Raw genomic sequence first — 22,187 nt, forward strand, 5'->3', positions numbered from 1 at the left:
ACATTTTCATCTTACACAACATCAATTCCATGCTCCCTCATTTTTGTCATATATATTTGACATTTTATTTTTCCAAGTGTAGAGTGTCATATATATATGACACTTCGGTACACGAAGCCTACAACTATTAATAGGAGGTTTATATTTGAATAACGTTAAAAACTATCGAAAATCTGAAGGCCTGTCTCAGCTAGAATTAGCTAAAAAAGTTAATGTGGCTAGACAGACAATAAACTTAATTGAAAACAATAAATATAATCCTTCTTTAGCTTTATGTATCGAATTAGCAAAAGCGTTAAAAACAGATTTAAACAGCCTATTTTGGGAGGGAGATTAAATGATGAAAATTGAATGGAAAGAAAAAGTTTATAATAATTTTATTGGAACAATTAGTGAAAGAGATGAGTATCAAAAACAAGAAATCAATAAAGAATTAGCTATAGCTGGAATTGGTTTATGGTGGTTAAATATGTTGGTAATGCTTATTATGTTACTCGTCGATACTATGAACCATACAATATCTATAGGCACTATATTTATTTTTCTGATTAATATGATTTACACTAATTATTTAATCTTTAAATTGAAAAAGAAGGGCCTAAATGATACTGAGTGTGCAACAGAAGAAGAGTATTTAAAACATAAAAAGACATTAAAAAAAGCTGGCTTAAAAGCAGGTGCACTTTGGGGATTCCAAATGTTTGTATTTATGACTTATATCCTTCCTTATTTAGGTTCAGAAGAAATCTCTGTCTCTTTATTTGATGTTGTACTTTGGGGCTGTGCTGGGGCTTTTTTCGGTCTATCCATGTATATAATCGCTTTATTAAATCTAAAAAAATTATATTAAATAACTAGCCCCTCAGTAACTGAAAGTGCTATTTATTATATAAGCGATTTACACATAAAACTTTAATTTTACATATGGTCGTCCTTTCGATTATTAAAAAAGCGATCCAAAATAATAATTGGATCGCTTTTCTGAATAAACTATTACGCCACTTTAGGACCTTTTCTCTCATGTCCACGTTGCACGATAAATAAGAATACTGTTGATAAAATACCGCCTGCTAATAGTAAGATGAAACAGCCGTCCCAGCCAGAACGATCAACAATAACACCAATTGCTGCGTTTGCTACAAGACTTCCACCTACATAACCGAACAGACCACACATACCAACTGTTGTACCTACTGCAAATTTTGGTACTAATTCCATCGCACTTAAACCGATTAAAAATTGTGGTACGTAAATTAAACAACCGATAATAGAAACTGCAATACTTACAACAAGTACGCTAGATGCTTGCCAATATACAACCGTACCAACAACAACTCCAGCCATACTCATAATACATAGTGGCATACGTTTTCCTTTAAATAACTTATCACTTAAAAGGCCAACGATTAATGAACTTGGAATTGCCATACCTTCAAAAATCGCGTATGCAGCATGCGCTTCTGTTTTTGAAAAACCTTTAACTGTTGTTAAATAAAGTGGAACCCAGTTAATAACACCGAAACGAATTAAGTAGACAAATGCATTCGCAATACATAAATACCAAACGAACTTATTTGTCACTACATATTTCATTAAAATTTCTTTTGGTGACATCTTATTAGCATTATCTGCTTTTTCAAGATTTTCATAATCATTACGATACTCATCAATTGGAGGAAGACCTTCAGATTCTGGTGTATCCTTCGCATTAATCCAAACAAGAACTGCAATTACCATTGCGATAATTGCTGGGAAAATAAATACTCCGCCCTGCCAATTATTTTCACCGAAAATACCTACACCAATTCCGACAAGGGGCGGCACTAGCATTCCGCCAACGTTATGTGAAATATTCCAAATACCTGTTTTCGTACCACGTTCTTTCTTCGAGAACCATTTCGTCATAACGATACTACAAGGTGGTGCTCCCATACCTTGTACAATACCATTTAGGACAAGTAATGTAACAATCATCCCAAATGAAGATGCAAAACCGAAACAAATATTTACAAGCCCTGATAAGAATAATCCGACTGCGATAAAGCGCTGGGCGAAAGCTTTATCTGATAAATTCCCCATAAAGAACTTACTAAATCCATAAACAATTGCCATTACTGAACCTAGTAATCCAATTTCAGCTGTACTAAAACCATATTCTTGTACTAAATACGTACTTGATAACGTAAAGTTACTGCGCACTAAATAATAAGCAGCATATCCAACTGAAATTCCAATTAGTACACGAATACGCAGTAATGTATATACTTTAGCGATCATATCCGCTGGTAATCTCTCAATTGCAGGTGCTGGCTTAAGCCATTTAAACATATACTCTCGTCTCCTTTTCTCACTTTTGAGAGAGACGCTGTCTATTCCATATCTCGATTATCCCACTATTTGATATATTTTTGTTCGTCCTTCTAACTGGCTGACCTTCTATCTCTTTCTGATTCTTCGCAAACATCGTTGGTACGCCAAACGAAACTTTTTCTAAAATGTGCCCCGCTTCTTCTGATAAACAATAATCAATAAATAAGTCCGCAATAAAACCACTCGGTGCACGCTTCAGTTTCGAAATCGCATTAACAGATAACCCTGTTTGCTCAGGTTCATTACTTACAATAGGAAAGCCTTGTTTCTGAAGCATTCTCTGATCTCCCGCAAAATTGATGCCTATCATATATTCACCGCTCGCAACCAGTTCTGCGGGCATATAACCATTCACCGTTACTTCACCAACTTGCCTTGCAAGATTCTTAACATACTCTTTCGCTTCTCTTTCACCTAAAGTATCAATAAGTGATTGAAACAAAGTATATGCTGTGCCGGAAACATTTGGATCAGGCATTGCAATCTTACCCGTATATACCGGATCTAATAAATCTTGCCACCTTGATGGATATGGAAGACCGAGCGGCGCTATTTCTTCATTCCACCGCTCTTTATTAATCGCAATTGCCAGTTTCTCCACCTCATAACCGTACCAATAACCGTCTTTATCTTTAACAGTCTTTGAAATACGATTCGCATGCTGGCTCGTAATAGGAATAGAAAGGTTCTTTTGCTTCATCATTTGATGCGCATCCACTGTACCGCCAATAATAATATCCGCCTTCGGATTTCCGGCTTCCTCTTCCACTCTCCGAAGAAGTTCTTCTGTCGATAGACGAATAAATTCATATGTACACCCGCGTTGTTTACAAAATGACGAAAGCAAAGCTTCACCAACTTCCTCACGAGCCGCTACATACGCAACGAGATGACGATCATCCAAAATAGGGAGACCACTTTTATTATATTTAATAGAGGTTGTATCTCGAGAGCAACTAGACATCGCTCCTCCGATTATTAGCAAAAAGAAGAAAAAGGCTATCTTTCTCATGACACACTCTCCTTTACAAATAACTCTGCTAGGGAGCCCTTCATATACATGACATTCCCGTTATTATCACCGAGATATTGCACAACAAAGTACGATGGATACACAGAAATCGTCAGAATATCTTCACGCTCATTCTTTATACGCTTACCTGTTTTATAAGCGGTAATATAAGCAATCGGCTCATTCTGTGATTGTAATAATTTCTGAATTTCTCCGTAATCTGTAATTTGCTTTGCGTATCGAATAGAATCAAATATTTGCGTAAGATCTATAGTACGTATTACATCCCCTTGCCTCACTACAACTTCCTTTGCCTCCGCAAAGAAATTACTAATGCGCTCTGGTGTATAATACAGACTTAACAAATACGTTTGAAATGCTGAGATCATCGGATCCGTGCCATTCTTTCCGTATACATTAGCCTCATACTGGAACAAGTCACCTACTGCAAAAGTACGTTTATGTCCATTCAAGTACGTTACTTCTCCAGTAAATACTTGTTCTTGATTCTTAGCTTCTCTCGGCTCTATTCGAATTCGGTCAAAGAATGAAACAATCGTATGCAACCGAACTTCATCCGTTACAACAATTTCTCCCCACTTCTCATGCCTTACTTTCACTTCAGTAGGAAGGGATTCATTCACTCTTTGTAAAACGGCTTGTTTGTCATCCACAATTGTGATTCGATTATATATTTGCTTCTCAATAACATAAAACAAAATAAGAGAAACGATCATACAAAAGACAAACACAAGAATTTGAAATGATAGCCTTTTCATTTCTGCCTACCTCCAAGATAAAAAAACGTTGTTTCGAAAATACCGCATAATTGTTTCATAAATGTATCATTTAACCGCTTTCAAGTTTTTTATGTCTTCCATCCGTCTCGGAAGTAAAAATGTCATACATATTATAGTTCCCATTTCTTCACTACTCTCAATTCGCATACTTCCGCCTTGCTTTTTCATAATCTCCTGACAAATGTATAAGCCATAACCATTCCCATAACTAGAAGGAAGCACCTTACCTTCCGGAGACTCATTCCATTCTGCAAGCACACCTTCATCCATACCAATACCATCATCATGAACAAAAACCTTTGCTTCCTGCTCATTTATAATTACATTCATACGAACTTGCGTAGCATCACTATATTTAATCGCATTATCAAGCACATTCAAGAAAATTTGCTTCGTCTTATCAAAATCCGCAACGACGTGTACTTCCGTTAACTCATTCATAACTGCAATTTCAAACTGCTGCAACCTGAGTTTCACAATCGAAATTGCTTCTTCTGCTAACTCTTTAATATTCACGACCGTAGGTGACACTTCAAACGTACTCGTCCCGTACTTTGAAGACTTAAGTAATTCCTCTACAAGTGATAATAGACGCTCACTTTCTACAGACACATAACGGAGGCTCTCCTGCACATCTTCCTTCGACTGTAACTTTGGAATTAAATCTACATAACCGATAATTGCCGTAAGCGGTGTTTTCAGCTCATGCGTAATGCGGTCCAAGAAATCTTTCTGTTTCTCTTTCTCTTCCTTCAGCTGCTTAATATGCAGCTCAATCCCATCAGCCATCGCATTAAAGGACGCTGAAAGCTGCGCAATTTCCACATACTCATTTAACTCAATCTTACTTTCATAATCTCCATTCGCAAGCCGATGTGCCATTTGCCTTAACTGATCAATCGGTTTATGGAGAGACTTCGCCAAACGAATCGCAAAGAAAACACCAGCAGCTACTAAACAAAGAGACGTCATTAAAAACGTCCAACTCACATTTGTTAAAACTTTCTTCTCATCCGTTAACTCATTTATAAAACGAATACTACCAATGACATCGTTTCCATAATAAACCGGACTTGAAAACAAAAGAATTGGAGCTGGGTCTCCCTCCTCGAAAACATAAGATTTCTTTCCCTTCAAAGAACTCCCAATGTCAATATTCCGATGAAGTAACGCTCCCTTTTGTGTATCTGCAACAACATCCCCATTCTTCCCAATCATCTGCACCCGGACATCCATTCGCTTCGCTAAATACGAAGCAATTAAAAGCGAATTAGGACCTAGCGTCTCTACTTCTGCTTCCTTCTCTAAATAATTCATCGTATAAATTTGCGCTTCCACACTTAACTTTTCTAAGGAATCTGCCGCATTATGATACACATTCTTCTCCAGTGCAATATAAACAACGGCATACAAAAGAACAAGAATTGGAATCAACAATCCAACTATCCCAAACACCATATTTCGTTTTAAAGACATATCATCACCTTTTAGCAATCAAGCTTATACCCAACACCATAAATTGTCTTAATATACTCCCCGCTCTTCCCTAGTTTCTTCCTAAGCCTTTGCACCATAATATCAACCGCTCTCGTATTTCCGATATACTCAAACCCCCATACCTTCTCAAGCAACTCATCTCTCATGAATACACGCTGCGGATTCGAAACAAACAACTGACATAAATTAAACTCTCGGTACGTTAACTGAATCTCCTGCCCACTCACATGAAGCTTTCTTTCCTTTGGACAAATAAGTAAATCACCAGCCCCAATCACCTCATGATTTAAAGGAACTTCCTTCTTCTTCACGCGCCGCGCCATATTCTTCACCCGAAGAATAAGCTCCGCATAATTAAAGGGCTTCGTCACATAATCATCAGCTCCAAGCTGAAGACCAAGTAACTTATCATTCATCTGACTCTTCGCTGTCAACATAAGCACCGGAATATCACGATCCTTCTCCCGGAATAAACGTAATAACTCATACCCATCCGTATCAGGAAGCATCACATCTAAAATAAGTACATCCGGCTGCTCATTCCATCTCTCTAAAGCTTCTCTCCCATCAGCCGCCGTCAATACTTCATACCCTTCCATCTCTAACTGCATCCGAATCAAATTACGAATACTCGATTCATCATCTACTACAAGTATTTTCATCATTCTCCTCCTTCCATCCTGTATTATAGTACAGTTTAGTATAGCAAAAATAAGACAAAAAAAGAGAGGGTATTGTCGAACATGTATTGAACGACAGTACCCTCTCTCATTTATTAAACTTATTTTTCATACCCATTAGGTTTCTTTTGATGCCAATCCCACGCATGCTCAATAATTGTCTTCACATTTACGTACTCAGGATTCCATCCTAACTTCTCTTTTGCCTTTTGAGAAGAAGCTACTAAACGTGCTGGATCTCCCGCACGGCGTGGCGCTACCTCAGCTGGAATCTCATGATTCGTAACTTCACGAACTGCATCAACGATTTCTTTTACACTAAAGCCATTACCATTTCCTAAGTTGTAGAAATCACTTTCTCCACCATTTTGCAGGTCCTTAAGCCCTAAGAAATGAGCTGTCACTAAATCTTCAACATGAATATAATCACGGATACAAGTACCATCTGGTGTATTATAATCATCACCAAACATCATAATCTTCTCACGTTGACCTAACGCCACTTGTAAAACAAGAGGAATTAAATGAGTCTCTGGACGGTGATCTTCCCCAATAATACCACTTGGCGTTGCGCCAGCCACATTAAAGTATCTGAAAATCTTATATCTTAAATTTGAAGCTTGGCTATACCAATGAAGCATCTTCTCAATCGCTAACTTCGTCTCTCCGTACGTATTCGTCGGATTTGTCATCGTTTCCTCAGTAATAAGGTCTACATCTACCTCACCATACGTTGCCGCAGTAGAAGAGAAAATAAACTTATCTACTTTAAACTCATCCATTACTTCTAGCAAGCAAAGTGCACCATACACATTATTATTATAATATTGAAGAGGCTTCTCCATACTAACTCCAACTAAAGAATCAGCTGCAAAATGCATAACCGCCTCAATATTTTCTTGTTTAAAAACATCTCTTAAAAATGCTTTATCACGAAGGTCACCGTTATAAAACTTCGCACCTTCCGTAATCGCGTCTTCATGACCAGTTTGTAAGTTATCTACTACTACTACCGATAAACCTTCATCCACTAATTTTTTCACAGCGTGAGAACCGATATAACCAGCTCCGCCACAGATTAGAATTGAATTCATTGTCTTCCTCCTACATATATTAGGATTTCTTACTTTCTTATTATAAAAGGTATACGATTGCTCGTATACCTTTTGTGTACCTTTCATTACTTAGCCACAAAATAATCCGTTACATATTGTGCCCAAACTTCATGCCCTTTAGCACTTGGGAAACCGAACTCCTCTTGTAAGTACGGTAAAATTGCTTTCGTTGTTGCATCAGGCCACGCTCCCCAATGATCAACATATGTATAACCATTTTGCGTCGCAAATTGTTTTAACGCTTCAATCGATTTCGGATAATTCTTCGCACCATACACTGGGTTTGGTGGTTGAATCATAATTGTAGCGCCCTTTGCACTAGTAGACAGTGCCTGTACAAACTTCTGTGTATTCACAACAGAATTTCCATTACCAGTTTTACTATTATCAGTAATAAATGGTGGCTCAAATAAAATTACATCTGGATTGTCTTTCGCAATCTCTTTATCGCGTTTATTCGTGATTAATTCCTCTGTACTTTCACCCTTATATTCCTTTACCGTCACATTCCATAAACCTTTACCGTAAGAAGCCTCTAAATTAGCAGTGAACTTAGCTACCCAAGCATCTTTTTCAGATGAAGAAGCTTCATCACCAACAATAACAAGATTTACAGCCTTTTTATCCGCAGCAGCTTTCTTTAACTTTCCTTTCACCGCATCAGGTAAGTTCTTTGCGTACGCTTCATTAAAAGATGCCTTTGCATCTTGTTTTTTCTCTTCTTTCTTCGCTCCGTTATCTTTCACTTCAGCCTTTGTTTTCGTTACTTCACTCGTTTGCCCTGTTGCATTCGCAATCTTTTTATTCCAATATAGTTTACCGCTCACAACCGAAGCAATAAACAATACAAAAATAAATAGGACAAGTACTGCTTTCTTATTCATCGATTCACCTCATCTATTAATCTCACAATATATAATACTAATATAAATCTACGCAAAAATAAACCCAACTCCTTCCAAAGGAGTTGGGTTCAATAAACATTACTTCGTTAATTCAAGATGTGCTCTTAACTTGTTCGTTAAATCTTGTTTTGCTGCATCTGGAACATAGTAGTACCAAATACCATCAGCGGCTTTGTGCCCGTCACCTGGGATTTGGATTTCTTCGCTATTTTGCATGCAATCTTTATAGTTCTTTTGAATATCAAACATTTGCTCTTGAGTTAAGCTTGTTTTTACGTTTTTCTCAATTGCTTTTAATACATCACCATAGCTTGCTAAAGAAGATACGCTTGCACCTTTTTTAATTACCCCTTGGATAACTTGACGTTGACGCATTTGACGTCCGAAATCACCGCGTGGATCTTCGTAACGCATACGAGTATACTTTAATGCTGCTTCGCCATCTAAATGAATTTCACCTTTAGCAAAGTGAGTCTCTCTTGATGTAAAATCTAAATCATTATTTACATCAACACCACCAACAGCATCTACAATATCTTTAAATCCAGCCATATTTACTTCAATATAATGATCGACTGGTACATTAAGAAAATTCTCTACTGTTTTTACAGTCATATCAATGCCACCGAAAGCATAGGCATGGTTAATTTTATCTTTTTTACCTTTACCTACAATCTCCGTATAAGAGTCTCGTGGGATACTTGTAATCTTCATAGATTTTGTTTTTGGGTTTAAGGTAAATAACATAAGTGAATCAGATCTACCTGTTCCATTATCTTCTTGATCTACACCCATCAGTAAAATAGATATAGGTTTATTATCTGCAATCTCTACTTTCTTATCTCGTTTGTCAGACTTATCACGATCTAACGGTTTGTGTACTGTATTTAACGTATTAGATACATTAGAGTAAACAGTATATGCATATACACCACCAGCAATAATAAGAACACCAATGATGCCTAAAATCCAAAATAGAATCTTTTTCTTCATCGTTTTTCCCTCTTTCAATTAACAATTTCAATACAATTAATCTTAGTCCATATAATACTATAAGGGTATGCACATTAATTGTAAATAACTTGTAAACTAAATGCTACGCTCATCCTTTATTAAGAGAGACATGTACACTTACAAATCAGGAATTCAAAAATAAAGCCTCATAATCATTCACTATTTTCTCCCACGAATACTCATGAATAATTCGCTCTTTTGCCTTTTCACTTAACTTATCAATGTCTTCTTGGGGATATTGCTCTACTTCATGAATTAAGTGAGCTAGACTTCCTTCTTCTTTAGAAAAATAAACCGCACCTTTTCCCCCAACCTCTTTATTAAATACTACGTCTAAAAGTATATTCAATTTCGTAGATGCTAATGCTTCTAATAATGATGGATTCGTTCCACCCACTTCATGGCCATGGAAATAGGCAAATGCATCTTCCCGAATTTTTCTTAATAAGTCTTGGTCATATACAGTACCAACGAATTTAATACGAGGATCCTTATTAAAATTCGTTTTTGCCAATAATTCTTGATAAAATTGATTTTCTTCAACATTAGAAATAATAACAAAATCCTTTTTAGAATTGGATTTCATAAATTCACGAACCATTAATTCATAGTTATTCTCTGGGACAAAACGGCCAACTACTAAATAATATTCGTTCACAGTCACATCATGTTGCTTATACCATTCAATTAACGTGCTGTCATCCTCTTTTAAAGGAGAAGCTGTAACATCTGCACCATAGGCAATAAATGCTGTCTTTGGTTCATGCTTTTTATAATCCTTTTGGATATAAGACTCAATACCTTTAGAATCACATACCAATAAATCAGCATGCTTGACCATTAGATTTTCGGAAATTTTCCAATAAGATCTAATAGCTGGACTCCACTTACTTCTTTTCCATTCGTGACCATCTGGATTTACGAAGACTTTAACACCCATTTTTTCTAACTTCTTTTTATAGAAAGAGAAAAATGGGCCAATACGACATGCGAGTATATATACAATACAGCTTTTAAGATTATTTTTTTTAATATAACTAATACATTCTCTCAAACTAAATATGTCATATGCTACAGCTTTTGCACTTCCAATTTCAGGAGTCTTCACATTGAAGCATCTCGACTTATTATGCTGAAATTCTTCATTATTATCTGCTAAACAAGATACATGATACTGAATATCTTCACTTTGCTTCCGTTCCGTTAAATACTCTACAAACGTTTCGAAACCCCCATACTTTGCCGGAATTCCTTTCGATCCAATAATAAATACATGTTTCATCTATTCTTCTACTCCCGCTCTTACCTCTTGATATAGGTTTATTATTTTTTTAGTATGCTGTTCCATTAAATGTGGAAAATCCAATTTCAATAGATTTTCATTTACATAGTCTAATAATGAAGTATCATCAAGAATCATTGATAATTTATCAATAATATCATGCCTATTTACTTTATAAATAAAGCCGGTTTCTCCATTTTGTATTAAGTCCTTAAAACCAACATATTCAGAGACCATAATTGGAACACCATACGATTGCGCTTCTAAACCAATAAACCCAAAAGTTTCCTTCCAAATACTAGGGATAATTAACAAATCAACTTCATTAAAAATATCTTTTAACTGGCTATAATTATATCGACCATAAAATGTATAATATTCTGGGTTATATGTGTCTGGATCATTTACAAAATCACCATAAACCCCTAAGTGCCAATTAATATATCCCTTTTCCTTTAAAGAATCCAATTTATCTTTCAAAGAATAAAACCCTTTATAAGTATCTATAGGCCCTAAATATCCTAATTTAACTAAAGAGTTGTCTCTTTTTTTAACACTACGCTCTTGACGATAATCAAAAATATCTTGATGGCTAATAGGAACTATCTTCCCGCTCACATCAAGATATTTTTCAAACTGTTCCTTTGCTATAGAACTATTGAAATGGAAGTAATCTATCAACTTAAATATTGTTAAATAATAATTCCGCAATTCCATATACTGCTTCGCTAAATCCACATCTATTTCTTCAACCTCTTGTTCCACACTAGAAGCTACAGTATTATTTTTAGTTTGATTCTTTTTAATTTTTCTCAGTGACTTCACTATAGTACTATCTTTTAAATAACGATATGGATAAGATTGCATCACACCAATCATTGGAAGACTTAATGCATTCACATTACATTCTATACAGCTTTTTCCAACATTAAAATCATTACAAATGTTACCTTTTGAATCCATCAAATTCACTTTTGGGCAAAGACCAAAATAATCATGTGTAGTAAATACGACTTTTATGCCTAATCTCTTTGCCGTTTCAAATAATTCCATATGTATCCCCATTAAGGTATGCACATGGATTACCTCTGGGTTTAACTCCCCTAAAAATTCCTCATACACTTTATGATCTATTCCCTTCATAAAATGCTCAGGTTGATTAATACCATTTAGTAGAGGAATTGGTAAAGGATTAATTAATTCGTATACCGATATGTTCCCATATGGTTTATTTTTCTTAATAGCTGTCCCTTTCGAAAGGGTGAATTTCCCTGGATACAAAAGAAATACTTGATGCCCTTGTCCTTGTGAATGCATTAAATCTACTGAGTATTTCGTTAAACCACCTGTGCGATAAGGTGGTAATCCCAGTGAAATATGCAATATTTTCAATTTGTTCTCTCCTTAGTTTCCGTTCGACTTTTTACAATTTTCACAGGATTTCCTACGGCGATGCTAAAAGGTGGGATATCTTTATTCACTAAAGTATTAGCACCTATTACACAGCCATTTCCTACTCTAACTCCATCTAAGAAAACCGCCCCAGATCCTATCCAGCAATCATCTCCAACGATTATACCTTTATTAGTAACACCTTGTTCTTTAATTGGAATGTCTAATCTATCAAAATTATGGTTTTCTGAATGAAATCTAACGTTTTGTCCCATAATGACATTTTTCCCGATTCTAATTCCACCTGCTGCTCCAAAAAAGCTAAAATCTCCAATACCACTATTGTCTCCAATAACCATACCTTTTCCAAGGTGCTTCAGGCTCCCTGAACATGCAACAATTGTATACGAACCAATTTTTACATTATTTCCAATCTTAAGTCCTTCTTTAGATAAACCATCTAAAGATACGTAATTATCTAAAGTGATTCCATTACCCAACTCAATTGCATTTTTATTTTTTAAAATCACTCTTCTTCCTATAAATAACACCTTTCCACACTTCTTTAAGCCGATACGTTTAAAAAGACCACGCCATAAACTTATTGCCCTAGAAGAAACAATACTTAGTATATTAATAGTTTTTATACTACTATCTAACTTATATTCTGTTTTCTTTAACTTGCTTATAAGAAAATTCAAAAATGAAATCATACGCAATTATAATCCTCTTATTTCTAATTTTTTAAATACTATCAACATCTCAGAATAGAAACTAACATCGGGTTGTATAAAATTTAAAAATAAAAGAGATAAGTTATTCAAAAACTTATCTCTTTTGCTTAATAAACGGCTTAATTCAAATTTTATAATGAAGAATATTGCTTAGCAAAATAACCCTGATATTCTCCTGATACAATCGCTTTCCACCATTCTTCATTATCTAAATACCACTGGATTGTTTGAGCAATTCCCGTTTCAAATGTGTAAGTTGGTTTCCAACCTAATTTCTCTAGCTTTGTTGGATCAATTGCATAGCGCTTATCATGGCCTAATCGATCTTGGACGAACTCGATTAGCTCTTCAGACTTACCAAGCGTACTAATAATTGTTTTAACTACTTCTAAATTTGTACGTTCATTATGCCCGCCAACGTTATACACTTCGCCATTTACACCTTCATGCATAACTAAATCAATTGCAGCACAATGATCAATAACGTGTAACCAGTCGCGTATATTTTTACCATCTCCATATACGGGAACTTTTTCATCATTTAATACACGTGAAATTGTTAATGGAATTAACTTTTCTGGGAAATGGAACGGTCCATAGTTATTCGAACAACGTGTAATATTAATTGGTAAACCAAATGTTTCATGATACGCTCTAACCAATAGGTCAGAAGAAGCCTTACTTGCACTATATGGGCTATTTGGTTGTAAAGGCGTTTCCTCTGTAAAGAATGTAGTTGGATTAAAATCTAATTCGCCATATACTTCATCTGTTGATACGTGAACAAATTTAGTAATACCATATGCCTTGGCTGCATCTAATAATACTTGTGTCCCTAATACATTTGTACTAATAAATACTTCAGGTTCAGCAATAGAACGATCAACATGACTCTCTGCAGCAAAATGAACAACATAATCAAATTTTTCTGTTTCAAATAAATTATTTACCGCTTGGCGGTCTACAATATCAACCTTAGCAAATGAATAATTATTTTTTTCTTCAATTTCTTTATGTTTCGTTAAATCTCCTGCATACGTTAATACATCTAAGTTAACAATATGACAATCAGGATATTTATTTACCATATACTGTACAAAGTTTCCTCCAATAAATCCTGCTCCACCTGTCACTAATACCTTCTTTTTTTCCACCTTATTTCACCTCTTGTTGTAATTGCGTAATATAATGTTTTACCGCTTCTTGCCAAGCTGGTAATGGTTTAAATCCATTATCGATTAGTTTTTGTTTGGACATACGTGAATTTTTTGGACGTACCGCACGAGTAGGGTACTCTTCTGTTGTAATACTATTTACCTTCACGTCTTTACCAGCAATCTCAAAGATTTCTTCTGCAAAATCAGCCCAACTACAGAATCCTTCATTTGTTGCATGGTATGTACCATACTTGTTGGTTACCACCATATCTATTAGCAAACGAGCTAAGTCATATGTATAAGTCGGTGAACCTATTTGATCTCCCACAACGTTCAGTTCATCACGTGTTTCACCTAAACGAAGCATTGTTTTAATAAAGTTGTTTCCGTTAATTCCAAATACCCATGAAATACGCACAATAAAATTGTTATCTATTAGACTTCTAACAACTTTTTCTCCCTCATACTTTGTTAAACCGTAGTAACCAACCGGATTAGGCGCATCAGTTTCCACAAATTCATGGGTTCCTTCTCCGTCAAATACATAATCTGTACTAATATAAACAAATTTAGCATTTAACTTTTTTGCTGCTGTAGCAAGGTATTTTGTGCCGTCTACGTTAACATTCCAACAAAGGTCTTTATCATCTTCAGATTTATCAACAGCCGTGTATGCTGCGCAATGAATAATTGCATCTGGTTTTACGTTATCTACAAATTCGTAAACCGCAGATTCATTTGTAATATCTAAATCCTCTATTCCAATACCTTGCATTTCTAGTCCTTGCTTCTCTCCACGTTTTACTACGTCATATCCAAGCTGACCATTATAGCCGGTTACTAAAATTTTCATTTTTTTACTCCCCGTATACAAAGTTAGTTTCTGCTTCTTTTAGTGAAGGTGCTTTTTCATCCTTTTCAGATAACACTGGTTGAATTTCCATTGGCCACTCAACACCAATTTCAGCGTCGTTCCAAACAATGCCTCGATCACATTCAGGAGCATATAATTCATCAACTTTATACTGAACCTCAACATCATCCGTTAATGTCATAAATCCATGTGCAAATCCTTTTGGAACTAATAACTGTTTTTTATTTTCTGCACTTAGCTCAATACCGAACCATTGACCGTACGTAGGACTTCCCTTACGAATATCGACTGCTACATCAAATATTGATCCACGTGTACAACGTACAAGCTTAGTTTGTGCTTTAGGATTTAACTGATAGTGTAAACCACGAAGTGTTCCTTTTGTTGCAGAAAATGATTGATTGTCTTGTACAAATTGCAAATCAATTCCAGCTTCTTTCATTGCCTTATCGCTATAAGTTTCCATAAACCAACCACGATGATCTCCAAATACTTTTGGCTCAATTACTTTTACGCCTAACAAATTTGTATCTAAAACTTTCATTATGTTCACTCCAAATTAGTATTTAATACTACCGTTTGCTACTTTTAATAAATATTGACCATAGCCATTTTTAGAGCACTGATCGCCTGATTCAATTAGAGTTTCTTTATTAATCCATCCATTAATATATCCAATCTCTTCAAGAGCTGCGATTTTAATTCCTTGATGGTCCTCAACTGTTTTTACAAAGTTAGTGGCATCCACAAGACTTTGATGTGTACCTGTATCTAACCATGTATAGCCACGACCTAATAATTCAACCTCTAATTCACCATTATTTAAATATGCTTCATTTATAGATGTAATTTCTAATTCACCACGTACCGATGGTTTAACATTCTTCGCAATTTCAACTACACGATTATCATAGAAATATAAACCAGTAATTGCATAATTTGATTTTGGCTCTTTCGGTTTTTCTTCTACACTCAATACTTTCCCGTTATCATCAAATTCAACTACACCAAAACGCTCTGGATCATGTACATGGTAACCAAATACTGTCGCTCCACTTTCTTTCTGGGCTGCACGCTGTAACATTTTGCGCATTCCACTACCATAATAAATGTTATCCCCTAGCACCATCGCTACAGAATCATCACCAATAAACTCTTCACCAATAATAAACGCCTGCGCTAATCCATCTGGACTTGGTTGCACTTTATATTGTAGAGAAATCCCAAATTGAGATCCATCTCCTAGTAAGGATTCAAAACGTGGTGTATCCTCAGGTGTTGAAATAATTAAAATTTCACGAATCCCTGCTAACATCAATGTAGATAATGGGTAATAAATCATTGGTTTATCGTATATCGGTAATAGTTGTTTACTTGTAACCATTGTTAATGGATATAATCTCGTTCCACTTCCACCTGCTAAAATAATGCCCTTCATATTTATGCCTCCTACTTCTACAAAAAGAAAAGAAAGGTACCCATAAAAAATACCTCTCTCATCAATCTCTAAATTAAGCTTTTTAAATTTTATTTTTATAATACTTAACATACAAAATCATCAAACTAAGATACATCCAAAAGAATAACAATGTATGAATTGGAGTAAAATTACAAATAAATATTAAAGAAATAAAACCAGCTATTATACCTGTAATATAGCTATGAAATTTCTCATCTTTATCTCTCTTAGAAAAAGCATGAATTTTTATACATTCTACAAATGTAATTATAATAGGAATAAAAAATAACAACACACCTATTAAACCACTATCATTTAAAATAATAATGATTATATTAGAAATCCATACTCTTTCACCAAATTCCTTAAAGCTGAAGTATCCATTTCCTATAAAAGGATTATGACTCCATTGCTCGAGAGCAAATGAATATTCGTTTATTCTTGAAACAGCCGTATCACTTTTAGGATTAAACAAATCAGTTATCTTTGTTAAAAATAGTCCTTCACTACCGCTTAAACTATCAAAAGATTTACTAACAATCCCAACCCCGACATATAAAATAACCAATATTAAGATTAATATTAAAAAACTTTTAATATTAGACAACCTTTTCCTGTAATTCCAGACGATAAATATGCTTCCTATAAAAGTACCAATCCATGCAGATCGAGTCCAACTTAAAATCAATGCTCCAAAAAGTACTAATATTGAAAGTAAAAGTAACATATTATATCTTTTATATACACCCGATAAAAAATTCGCAATAACTATTAATAAAGAAATACTTATATACGTCGCATATATGTTTGCCTCATCAAACGTTCCTTTAACGGATACACTAAACCCCTGTTGACCATGCATTAACCCACCAATATCCATACTCAGATTGAGATATAAGAGGTAAGCTATTGTACCATAAATTGCTTCCATGACACCAAATAACCAAAATGCTACGAAAGTGGTTCGAAATAATTTTTCTTTTGGAAAGTTAAACACACATATTATCAATAAAAATACTAATAAATTACTGGACAGAGTTATTAGCCCTTTTAAAGAATCAGAGATTACTTCACTTCTATAAGTAGAAACTAGCCAATTTTGACATAAGAATAATATGACAAAATACAAATAATAATGTATCTCGATTCTCAAATTCAAAATTAAGATTAATGATATAACACTACCCAAAAATATAAATAACATAATATTTTCAGGCCTAATTGTAATAGCATCCTTATATAAATAAATACCACTCATAATAGAAGAGGCAAACATAATAATCCATAACTTATGGCCTAATTCTTGAGATTTATATTGAATTGTCATAAAAAATATCCTTTTATATACCTTTAGTTATTTTTCTTTTTACCTTTATTGCATCAATACCCGCTAATAATACTTTAGACACCCTACTTCTTTTGCTATATGAATAATTTTTCAAGAAAATAGATCTTACAGCTTCTTTAATAATTCTATAAAACATATAAAGGTATGCTTTAATATAAGAACCCTCATAATTCTTGATTACAAAAATAAATGCGTTCCTGATATTATAATAGTAGACCATTGGGGATAAATTATCTTCTCCTCCAGATGAAGCAGAGACCTTATGGTACACAACAGACTCTGGAATATATAGTATCTTATAACCCGATTTTTTCACTCTAGTATTCCAATCCGTTTCCTCATAATATAAAAAGTAGCCTTCGTCCATATAACCTACAGTTTCTAAAATTTCCCTTTTAAACGCCAAACTGCAACCATTAGCAAAATCAACTTCTTTTTTATTACTATACTCTTTTCCATCCATATCTCTTAACCCTATATGCCTAACTCTACCTGTGCTTAGATCAACTTGACCACCTGCATACCATACAAGGTTGGAGTCATGATAAAGAATCTTAGAACCCACAATTCCAACATCTAAATTATTTTTCAATTCATTAATTAATGGTGTCAACGTATTATAAGTAGATATAGCATCATTATTTAATAACCAGAAATATTTATAGCCCATTTCATATGCTTTTTTAATTGCTACATTATTGCCACCAGCAAAACCTAAATTTTTCCCCGTTTGGATTGCATCAATATTAAAATTAAACTCTCCGTCCTCAATATATCCTTTTAATTTTTCAAAAGAATCATCCTGAGAATCGTTATCTACTAAAAAAACATCAAATTTTTCACTTTCAATTTCCTCTAAAGATTTGAGACAATCGAATGTATCAAAAAATGAATTCCAATTTAAAATAATAACTGCAATTCTAGAATCTGCGACCATTTCACTACCTCACTACTCTTTTATTCTATTCCCTTGAAGTAATCTATTATTAAATTACTAGATAATAATCCTTTTCTACGATAAGAGTGGAAGAATTCCTTTTTCTTCTTTATATCTTCCGTATAAATTTCCCAATCATTTTCCGAAGCTCTTTCCAATATACCAAGTAAATCTGCAAAATTATTTATTTTAGGACCTGGCGTAATCGAATTATATTCAAAGTATAAATCTCGATCAGTTTCAATATAATTTTCATAATCAAAGCAATAAAATAAAATAGGTCTTTCTAAAAGTAAGTAATCAATATAACAACTAGAATAGTCTGTTATTAATATATCAGCAAACTTTAACAGCATTTGCGTATCATAAGTTTCATTAGTAATATCAATAATATTACTATAATTATCTAACGCTTCATTCTCCATTCTATGATAGTAATGCTTTTTAATAACAAACAACACATCATTTTTCACACAAAAATCATTTAAAATTTCCAGTTCGAAATTCCTAGATATATCCATACCTACTCTACCTTCTTTTCTATGAGTAGGCATATATAGTATAACCTTTTTAGATCGCAATTTTTCGGGGAACCCAAAATCTTCTAATTCCTCATTATAAAATACATCATTTCTAGGTTGACCTAATTCTAAAATTTGATTTCTATTCTGTCTAAATGCACTTGCATATATCATTGATATTTCATCACTAGGGGATATTATATATTTATTTTTTTCAGGCATAAAAAATAATAAATTATTTATCGAATCAATACATCGTTTAAACTTGTTTTTGGTATAAACATTTGTAATTTCATCATCATATACAATTTTCTTTATAGGTATTCCATGCCATAAATTCACATGTATTGCTCCTCCTAAAAATTCCGGACAAAGATCATATGGAGAGACTGTTGTAAAATATATCCCACATCGTAACTGGGCTAGTATACCCTTTATACTATATGCCATATATACTTCATACCCTAATTCACTTATAGAATTATAGACATCTCTATTTTTTGTAATCCATATTGCTCGAATATCTACAATTTCTTGAGAACTAATATATAGATATTTACTATTATCCGAAAATTTGTTCCCCTCCCAACTTCCAAAAACATAAATTTTTCTATTTCTGGGTATTAATTTGGAAACATTAAATATTATTATGCTATATAATTTTTTTATAATCTTTTTTATCATACACTATACCTTCTATGCATTTTTTGTCTAACTTAAAGTAACTTCTTTCTAAGTATATAACTTATTACTTGAGTATCTTTTTCTTCACTCCATAAAGCCTTATAAATAAAACCACCAATTGCGTTAAAATAAGTATCGCTGTAATCATATACATATTCATGCCAGGAATAAAAATCATTATTAATAGCACTACCATGTGAATTATAGAAGCTATAATTACACTATAATTCGCATATTTCACATGTCCAAAAGCTGCTAACAATGGATATCCAAACAGCATACTTGGGATAGATATAAATGTAGCAATTAACATTAGTTTCAGTATAATACTACTAATTAAATATTCTTGTTTAAAAATCATTAAAATTACTTCATCACTAAATATATAAAGTAACCCACATCCTATTGCACTCAAAAATAAAACTACACAAAATATTTTTTTAAACAATTTCAAATCTTTACTTCTGGACATATAAGGATAGATAGTATCAATAATTATAGAAACACCTACATTGATAATATTAACTATTTTTTCTGCAATCGAATAATATCCAACAGCTGTATTACCAAATAAAAAACCAATTACTATGGAATTGGTTGTAGTATACACACTAACTGATACTCGAGAAGTAAAATATTGTACGCTTTCCTTAAAATAAGAATATATTATTTTACACTTAGGGATCTCAAACTTTATCTTGAACATTTTAAAGGATAGATACACCCCAATTATCCCTGAAATGATATAACCTACTGAATTTAACAAAGGTACATAAAATACATCTTCTTTTGAATTTACAAAAATAAATATCATTATTGTAAAAGTAGATTTTGCTATCACATACAATATTGTTGTATATTTCATTTTTTCCATACCTTGAAATAACCAAACCGGGAATAAGGTATAACCGACTACAACTCCAAAATTCAGAAGATAAATATACCAATATTCGTTAAATTTACCTACTACTAAAATAAGTATAATAAAGAAAATAAAACTCAATATTAACAATAATATTTTCAAAATCATTACCGAGCTAAATATCTCATTAACTTTTGATTTATTATCTCTATTCACAGAAATATTTTTAGTAGCAGATAAATTAAATCCAAAATCAACTATAATCATAAAGTATTGAATAAATGCTTGTGAAAACATAGTTAACCCAAACATCTCTGTTCCAAGTGTCTTACTTAAATACGGAATAGTTAATAACGGTAAAATCAAATTAACAAATTGCATGAGTGAAAGCGCAAGAAAATTACTTTTTAATTTTTTTACATTAGACATTTTTCTCTCCTAATCACATGCACTTTAATTCTAATTTTATTTTCGTAGTTGATATTCCTTGAGTACGTGGAAAATAAACCACCTGACAATTTTCTTTTAAAAAATCAAACTGCCCTTCCCAATCATCTCCCATTACAAAGATATCAGCATCATGTTCAATTACATCTAGAACTTTTTGTTGCCAATCTTTTTCTGGAATTACCTCGTCTACGAATTTCAAAGATTCGACTAACAATTTTCTTTCTTCATACGAAAAATATGATTTTTTTCCTTTAAGCAGATTGAACTCATCAGTAGAAATTCCAACTATTAAATAATCCCCCAAATCCTTAGCTCTTTTCAATATATTTATATGGCCACTATGTAACAAATCAAAAGTACCATAAGTAATCACTTTTTTCATAACTACACCTTCTTTATTGAATTAATAACCACTTTGAGAACTGCATACAACTTTTATCGTCTTAATAATTATTTTCATATCATAAATAATATTTCTATTCTGTATATATTCCAAATCTAATTGTACCATTTCATTAAATCCAACACTGTTTCTCGCACTCACTTGCCACAGTCCCGTACAACCTGGTGTAACAATTAATCGCTGTTTATCATAATCAGTGTATTCATTTACCTCTCTTGGTAACGGAGGTCTGGGTCCAACTAAACTCATATCCCCTTTTAAAACATTTAGTAACTGGGGGAGTTCATCAATGCTCGTTTTTCGAATAAATTTCCCGAGTTTTGTTACACGTGGGTCATCTTTCATTTTAAACATAGCACCCGATACTTCATTATGCTGTAATAAATCTTTTAATCGTTCTTCCGCATCTGTTACCATTGAACGGAATTTATACATTCCAAATTCCTTTCCATCTTTTCCAACACGAATTTGTTTAAAAAAAACAGAGCCTTTCGGATCTTCCAACTTAATCAATATAGTAACAATAATAAAAACAGGTGACAGCAAAAAAATACCGCATAACGTACCAAACATATCCATTAAACGCTTCATAAATAAATACAATCCATTTTGATTTATTTCTTCAGCAGCAAGTAATCCTTGTTCCTTTACAGTTCCACTTGATACTTTCGTTAAGGCCAATGCCTTTCCA

The 22,187-nt window shown here is 33.5% G+C and carries 23 protein-coding genes; 2 read left to right on the plus strand and 21 right to left on the minus strand.

Going from position 1 to position 22,187, the window contains the following annotated elements; all coding sequences use genetic code 11:
* Nucleotides 1-145 precede the first annotated feature (145 nt).
* Both MHB76_RS24930 and MHB76_RS24935 read left to right on the plus strand, forming a co-directional pair.
* On the plus strand, nucleotides 146-337 hold the full coding sequence (locus MHB76_RS24930; protein WP_002089683.1) for a helix-turn-helix transcriptional regulator: 192 nt from the start codon (nucleotides 146-148) through the stop codon (nucleotides 335-337).
* Entirely contained in the window at nucleotides 338-850 is a 513-nt protein-coding gene (locus MHB76_RS24935; protein ID WP_016106667.1) for a DUF3278 domain-containing protein, read from the plus strand.
* Between the two features lie 143 nt (nucleotides 851-993).
* Here the strand turns inward: MHB76_RS24935 and MHB76_RS24940 are convergent, their stop codons facing one another.
* From MHB76_RS24940 to MHB76_RS25040, 21 genes are all read right to left on the minus strand, one after another.
* Nucleotides 994-2,328 carry an MFS transporter gene (locus tag MHB76_RS24940; RefSeq protein WP_002112963.1) on the minus strand — a complete coding sequence of 445 codons (1,335 nt, stop codon included), beginning with the start codon at nucleotides 2,326-2,328 and terminating at the stop codon, nucleotides 994-996.
* A gap of 19 nt (nucleotides 2,329-2,347) precedes the next feature.
* Nucleotides 2,348-3,382, minus strand: coding sequence for an ABC transporter substrate-binding protein (locus MHB76_RS24945; RefSeq protein ID WP_340987958.1), 1,035 nt, complete (start codon nucleotides 3,380-3,382; stop codon nucleotides 2,348-2,350).
* Nucleotides 3,379-4,161, minus strand: a complete 783-nt coding sequence (locus MHB76_RS24950) for a DUF3919 family protein (protein WP_340987960.1) — start codon at nucleotides 4,159-4,161, stop codon at nucleotides 3,379-3,381. Before MHB76_RS24950 ends, MHB76_RS24945 begins: the two co-directional genes overlap by 4 nt.
* A gap of 66 nt (nucleotides 4,162-4,227) precedes the next feature.
* Nucleotides 4,228-5,658 carry a HAMP domain-containing sensor histidine kinase gene (locus MHB76_RS24955; protein ID WP_340987962.1) on the minus strand — a complete coding sequence of 477 codons (1,431 nt, stop codon included), beginning with the start codon at nucleotides 5,656-5,658 and terminating at the stop codon, nucleotides 4,228-4,230.
* Nucleotides 5,659-5,669: 11 nt separating this feature from the next.
* Entirely contained in the window at nucleotides 5,670-6,341 is a 672-nt protein-coding gene (locus tag MHB76_RS24960; RefSeq protein ID WP_002159814.1) for a response regulator transcription factor, read from the minus strand.
* 119 nt (nucleotides 6,342-6,460) lie between these two features.
* Nucleotides 6,461-7,453 (minus strand): UDP-glucose 4-epimerase GalE, encoded by a 993-nt coding sequence (gene galE / locus MHB76_RS24965; RefSeq protein WP_340987964.1) that lies wholly within the window; start codon nucleotides 7,451-7,453, stop codon nucleotides 6,461-6,463.
* Between the two features lie 86 nt (nucleotides 7,454-7,539).
* Nucleotides 7,540-8,358 (minus strand): SGNH/GDSL hydrolase family protein, encoded by an 819-nt coding sequence (locus MHB76_RS24970; protein WP_340987965.1) that lies wholly within the window; start codon nucleotides 8,356-8,358, stop codon nucleotides 7,540-7,542.
* A 99-nt stretch (nucleotides 8,359-8,457) separates the two neighbouring features.
* On the minus strand, nucleotides 8,458-9,372 hold the full coding sequence (gene tagU / locus MHB76_RS24975) for a polyisoprenyl-teichoic acid--peptidoglycan teichoic acid transferase TagU (RefSeq protein WP_340987967.1): 915 nt from the start codon (nucleotides 9,370-9,372) through the stop codon (nucleotides 8,458-8,460).
* Nucleotides 9,373-9,517: 145 nt separating this feature from the next.
* A complete protein-coding gene (cps2T, locus tag MHB76_RS24980; RefSeq protein WP_340987969.1) occupies nucleotides 9,518-10,675 on the minus strand; it encodes a beta 1-4 rhamnosyltransferase Cps2T in 1,158 nt (385 codons plus the stop codon).
* Complete coding sequence (locus MHB76_RS24985) at nucleotides 10,676-12,067, minus strand: glycosyltransferase (protein ID WP_340987971.1); 1,392 nt, start codon at nucleotides 12,065-12,067, stop codon at nucleotides 10,676-10,678.
* Complete coding sequence (locus MHB76_RS24990; RefSeq protein WP_340988233.1) at nucleotides 12,064-12,780, minus strand: acyltransferase; 717 nt, start codon at nucleotides 12,778-12,780, stop codon at nucleotides 12,064-12,066. The genes MHB76_RS24985 and MHB76_RS24990 overlap by 4 nt, the downstream gene beginning before the upstream one ends.
* 152 nt (nucleotides 12,781-12,932) lie before the next feature.
* A complete protein-coding gene (rfbB, locus tag MHB76_RS24995) occupies nucleotides 12,933-13,955 on the minus strand; it encodes a dTDP-glucose 4,6-dehydratase (protein ID WP_340987974.1) in 1,023 nt (340 codons plus the stop codon).
* A gap of 1 nt (nucleotide 13,956) precedes the next feature.
* Nucleotides 13,957-14,811: a dTDP-4-dehydrorhamnose reductase gene (gene rfbD, locus MHB76_RS25000; protein WP_340987975.1), complete on the minus strand. Its 855-nt coding sequence runs from the start codon at nucleotides 14,809-14,811 to the stop codon at nucleotides 13,957-13,959.
* A 4-nt stretch (nucleotides 14,812-14,815) separates the two neighbouring features.
* On the minus strand, nucleotides 14,816-15,376 hold the full coding sequence (rfbC, locus tag MHB76_RS25005; protein WP_030029423.1) for a dTDP-4-dehydrorhamnose 3,5-epimerase: 561 nt from the start codon (nucleotides 15,374-15,376) through the stop codon (nucleotides 14,816-14,818).
* Between the two features lie 15 nt (nucleotides 15,377-15,391).
* Complete coding sequence (gene rfbA / locus MHB76_RS25010; RefSeq protein ID WP_340987977.1) at nucleotides 15,392-16,270, minus strand: glucose-1-phosphate thymidylyltransferase RfbA; 879 nt, start codon at nucleotides 16,268-16,270, stop codon at nucleotides 15,392-15,394.
* 82 nt (nucleotides 16,271-16,352) lie between these two features.
* Nucleotides 16,353-17,618, minus strand: a complete 1,266-nt coding sequence (locus MHB76_RS25015) for an O-antigen ligase family protein (RefSeq protein ID WP_340987979.1) — start codon at nucleotides 17,616-17,618, stop codon at nucleotides 16,353-16,355.
* A 13-nt stretch (nucleotides 17,619-17,631) separates the two neighbouring features.
* Complete coding sequence (locus tag MHB76_RS25020; RefSeq protein WP_340987980.1) at nucleotides 17,632-18,576, minus strand: glycosyltransferase family 2 protein; 945 nt, start codon at nucleotides 18,574-18,576, stop codon at nucleotides 17,632-17,634.
* 20 nt (nucleotides 18,577-18,596) lie between these two features.
* A complete protein-coding gene (locus tag MHB76_RS25025) occupies nucleotides 18,597-19,781 on the minus strand; it encodes a CDP-glycerol glycerophosphotransferase family protein (protein ID WP_340987982.1) in 1,185 nt (394 codons plus the stop codon).
* A 64-nt stretch (nucleotides 19,782-19,845) separates the two neighbouring features.
* On the minus strand, nucleotides 19,846-21,072 hold the full coding sequence (locus tag MHB76_RS25030) for an oligosaccharide flippase family protein (protein ID WP_340987984.1): 1,227 nt from the start codon (nucleotides 21,070-21,072) through the stop codon (nucleotides 19,846-19,848).
* A 13-nt stretch (nucleotides 21,073-21,085) separates the two neighbouring features.
* Nucleotides 21,086-21,475 carry a glycerol-3-phosphate cytidylyltransferase gene (tagD, locus tag MHB76_RS25035; protein ID WP_340987986.1) on the minus strand — a complete coding sequence of 130 codons (390 nt, stop codon included), beginning with the start codon at nucleotides 21,473-21,475 and terminating at the stop codon, nucleotides 21,086-21,088.
* Between the two features lie 21 nt (nucleotides 21,476-21,496).
* Entirely contained in the window at nucleotides 21,497-22,177 is a 681-nt protein-coding gene (locus MHB76_RS25040; RefSeq protein ID WP_340987988.1) for a sugar transferase, read from the minus strand.
* Between the last annotated feature and the right edge of the window lie 10 nt (nucleotides 22,178-22,187).

The sequence above is a fragment of the Bacillus sp. FSL M7-1345 genome (assembly GCF_038006985.1).
GTDB lineage: Bacteria > Bacillota > Bacilli > Bacillales > Bacillaceae_G > Bacillus_A > Bacillus_A cereus_U.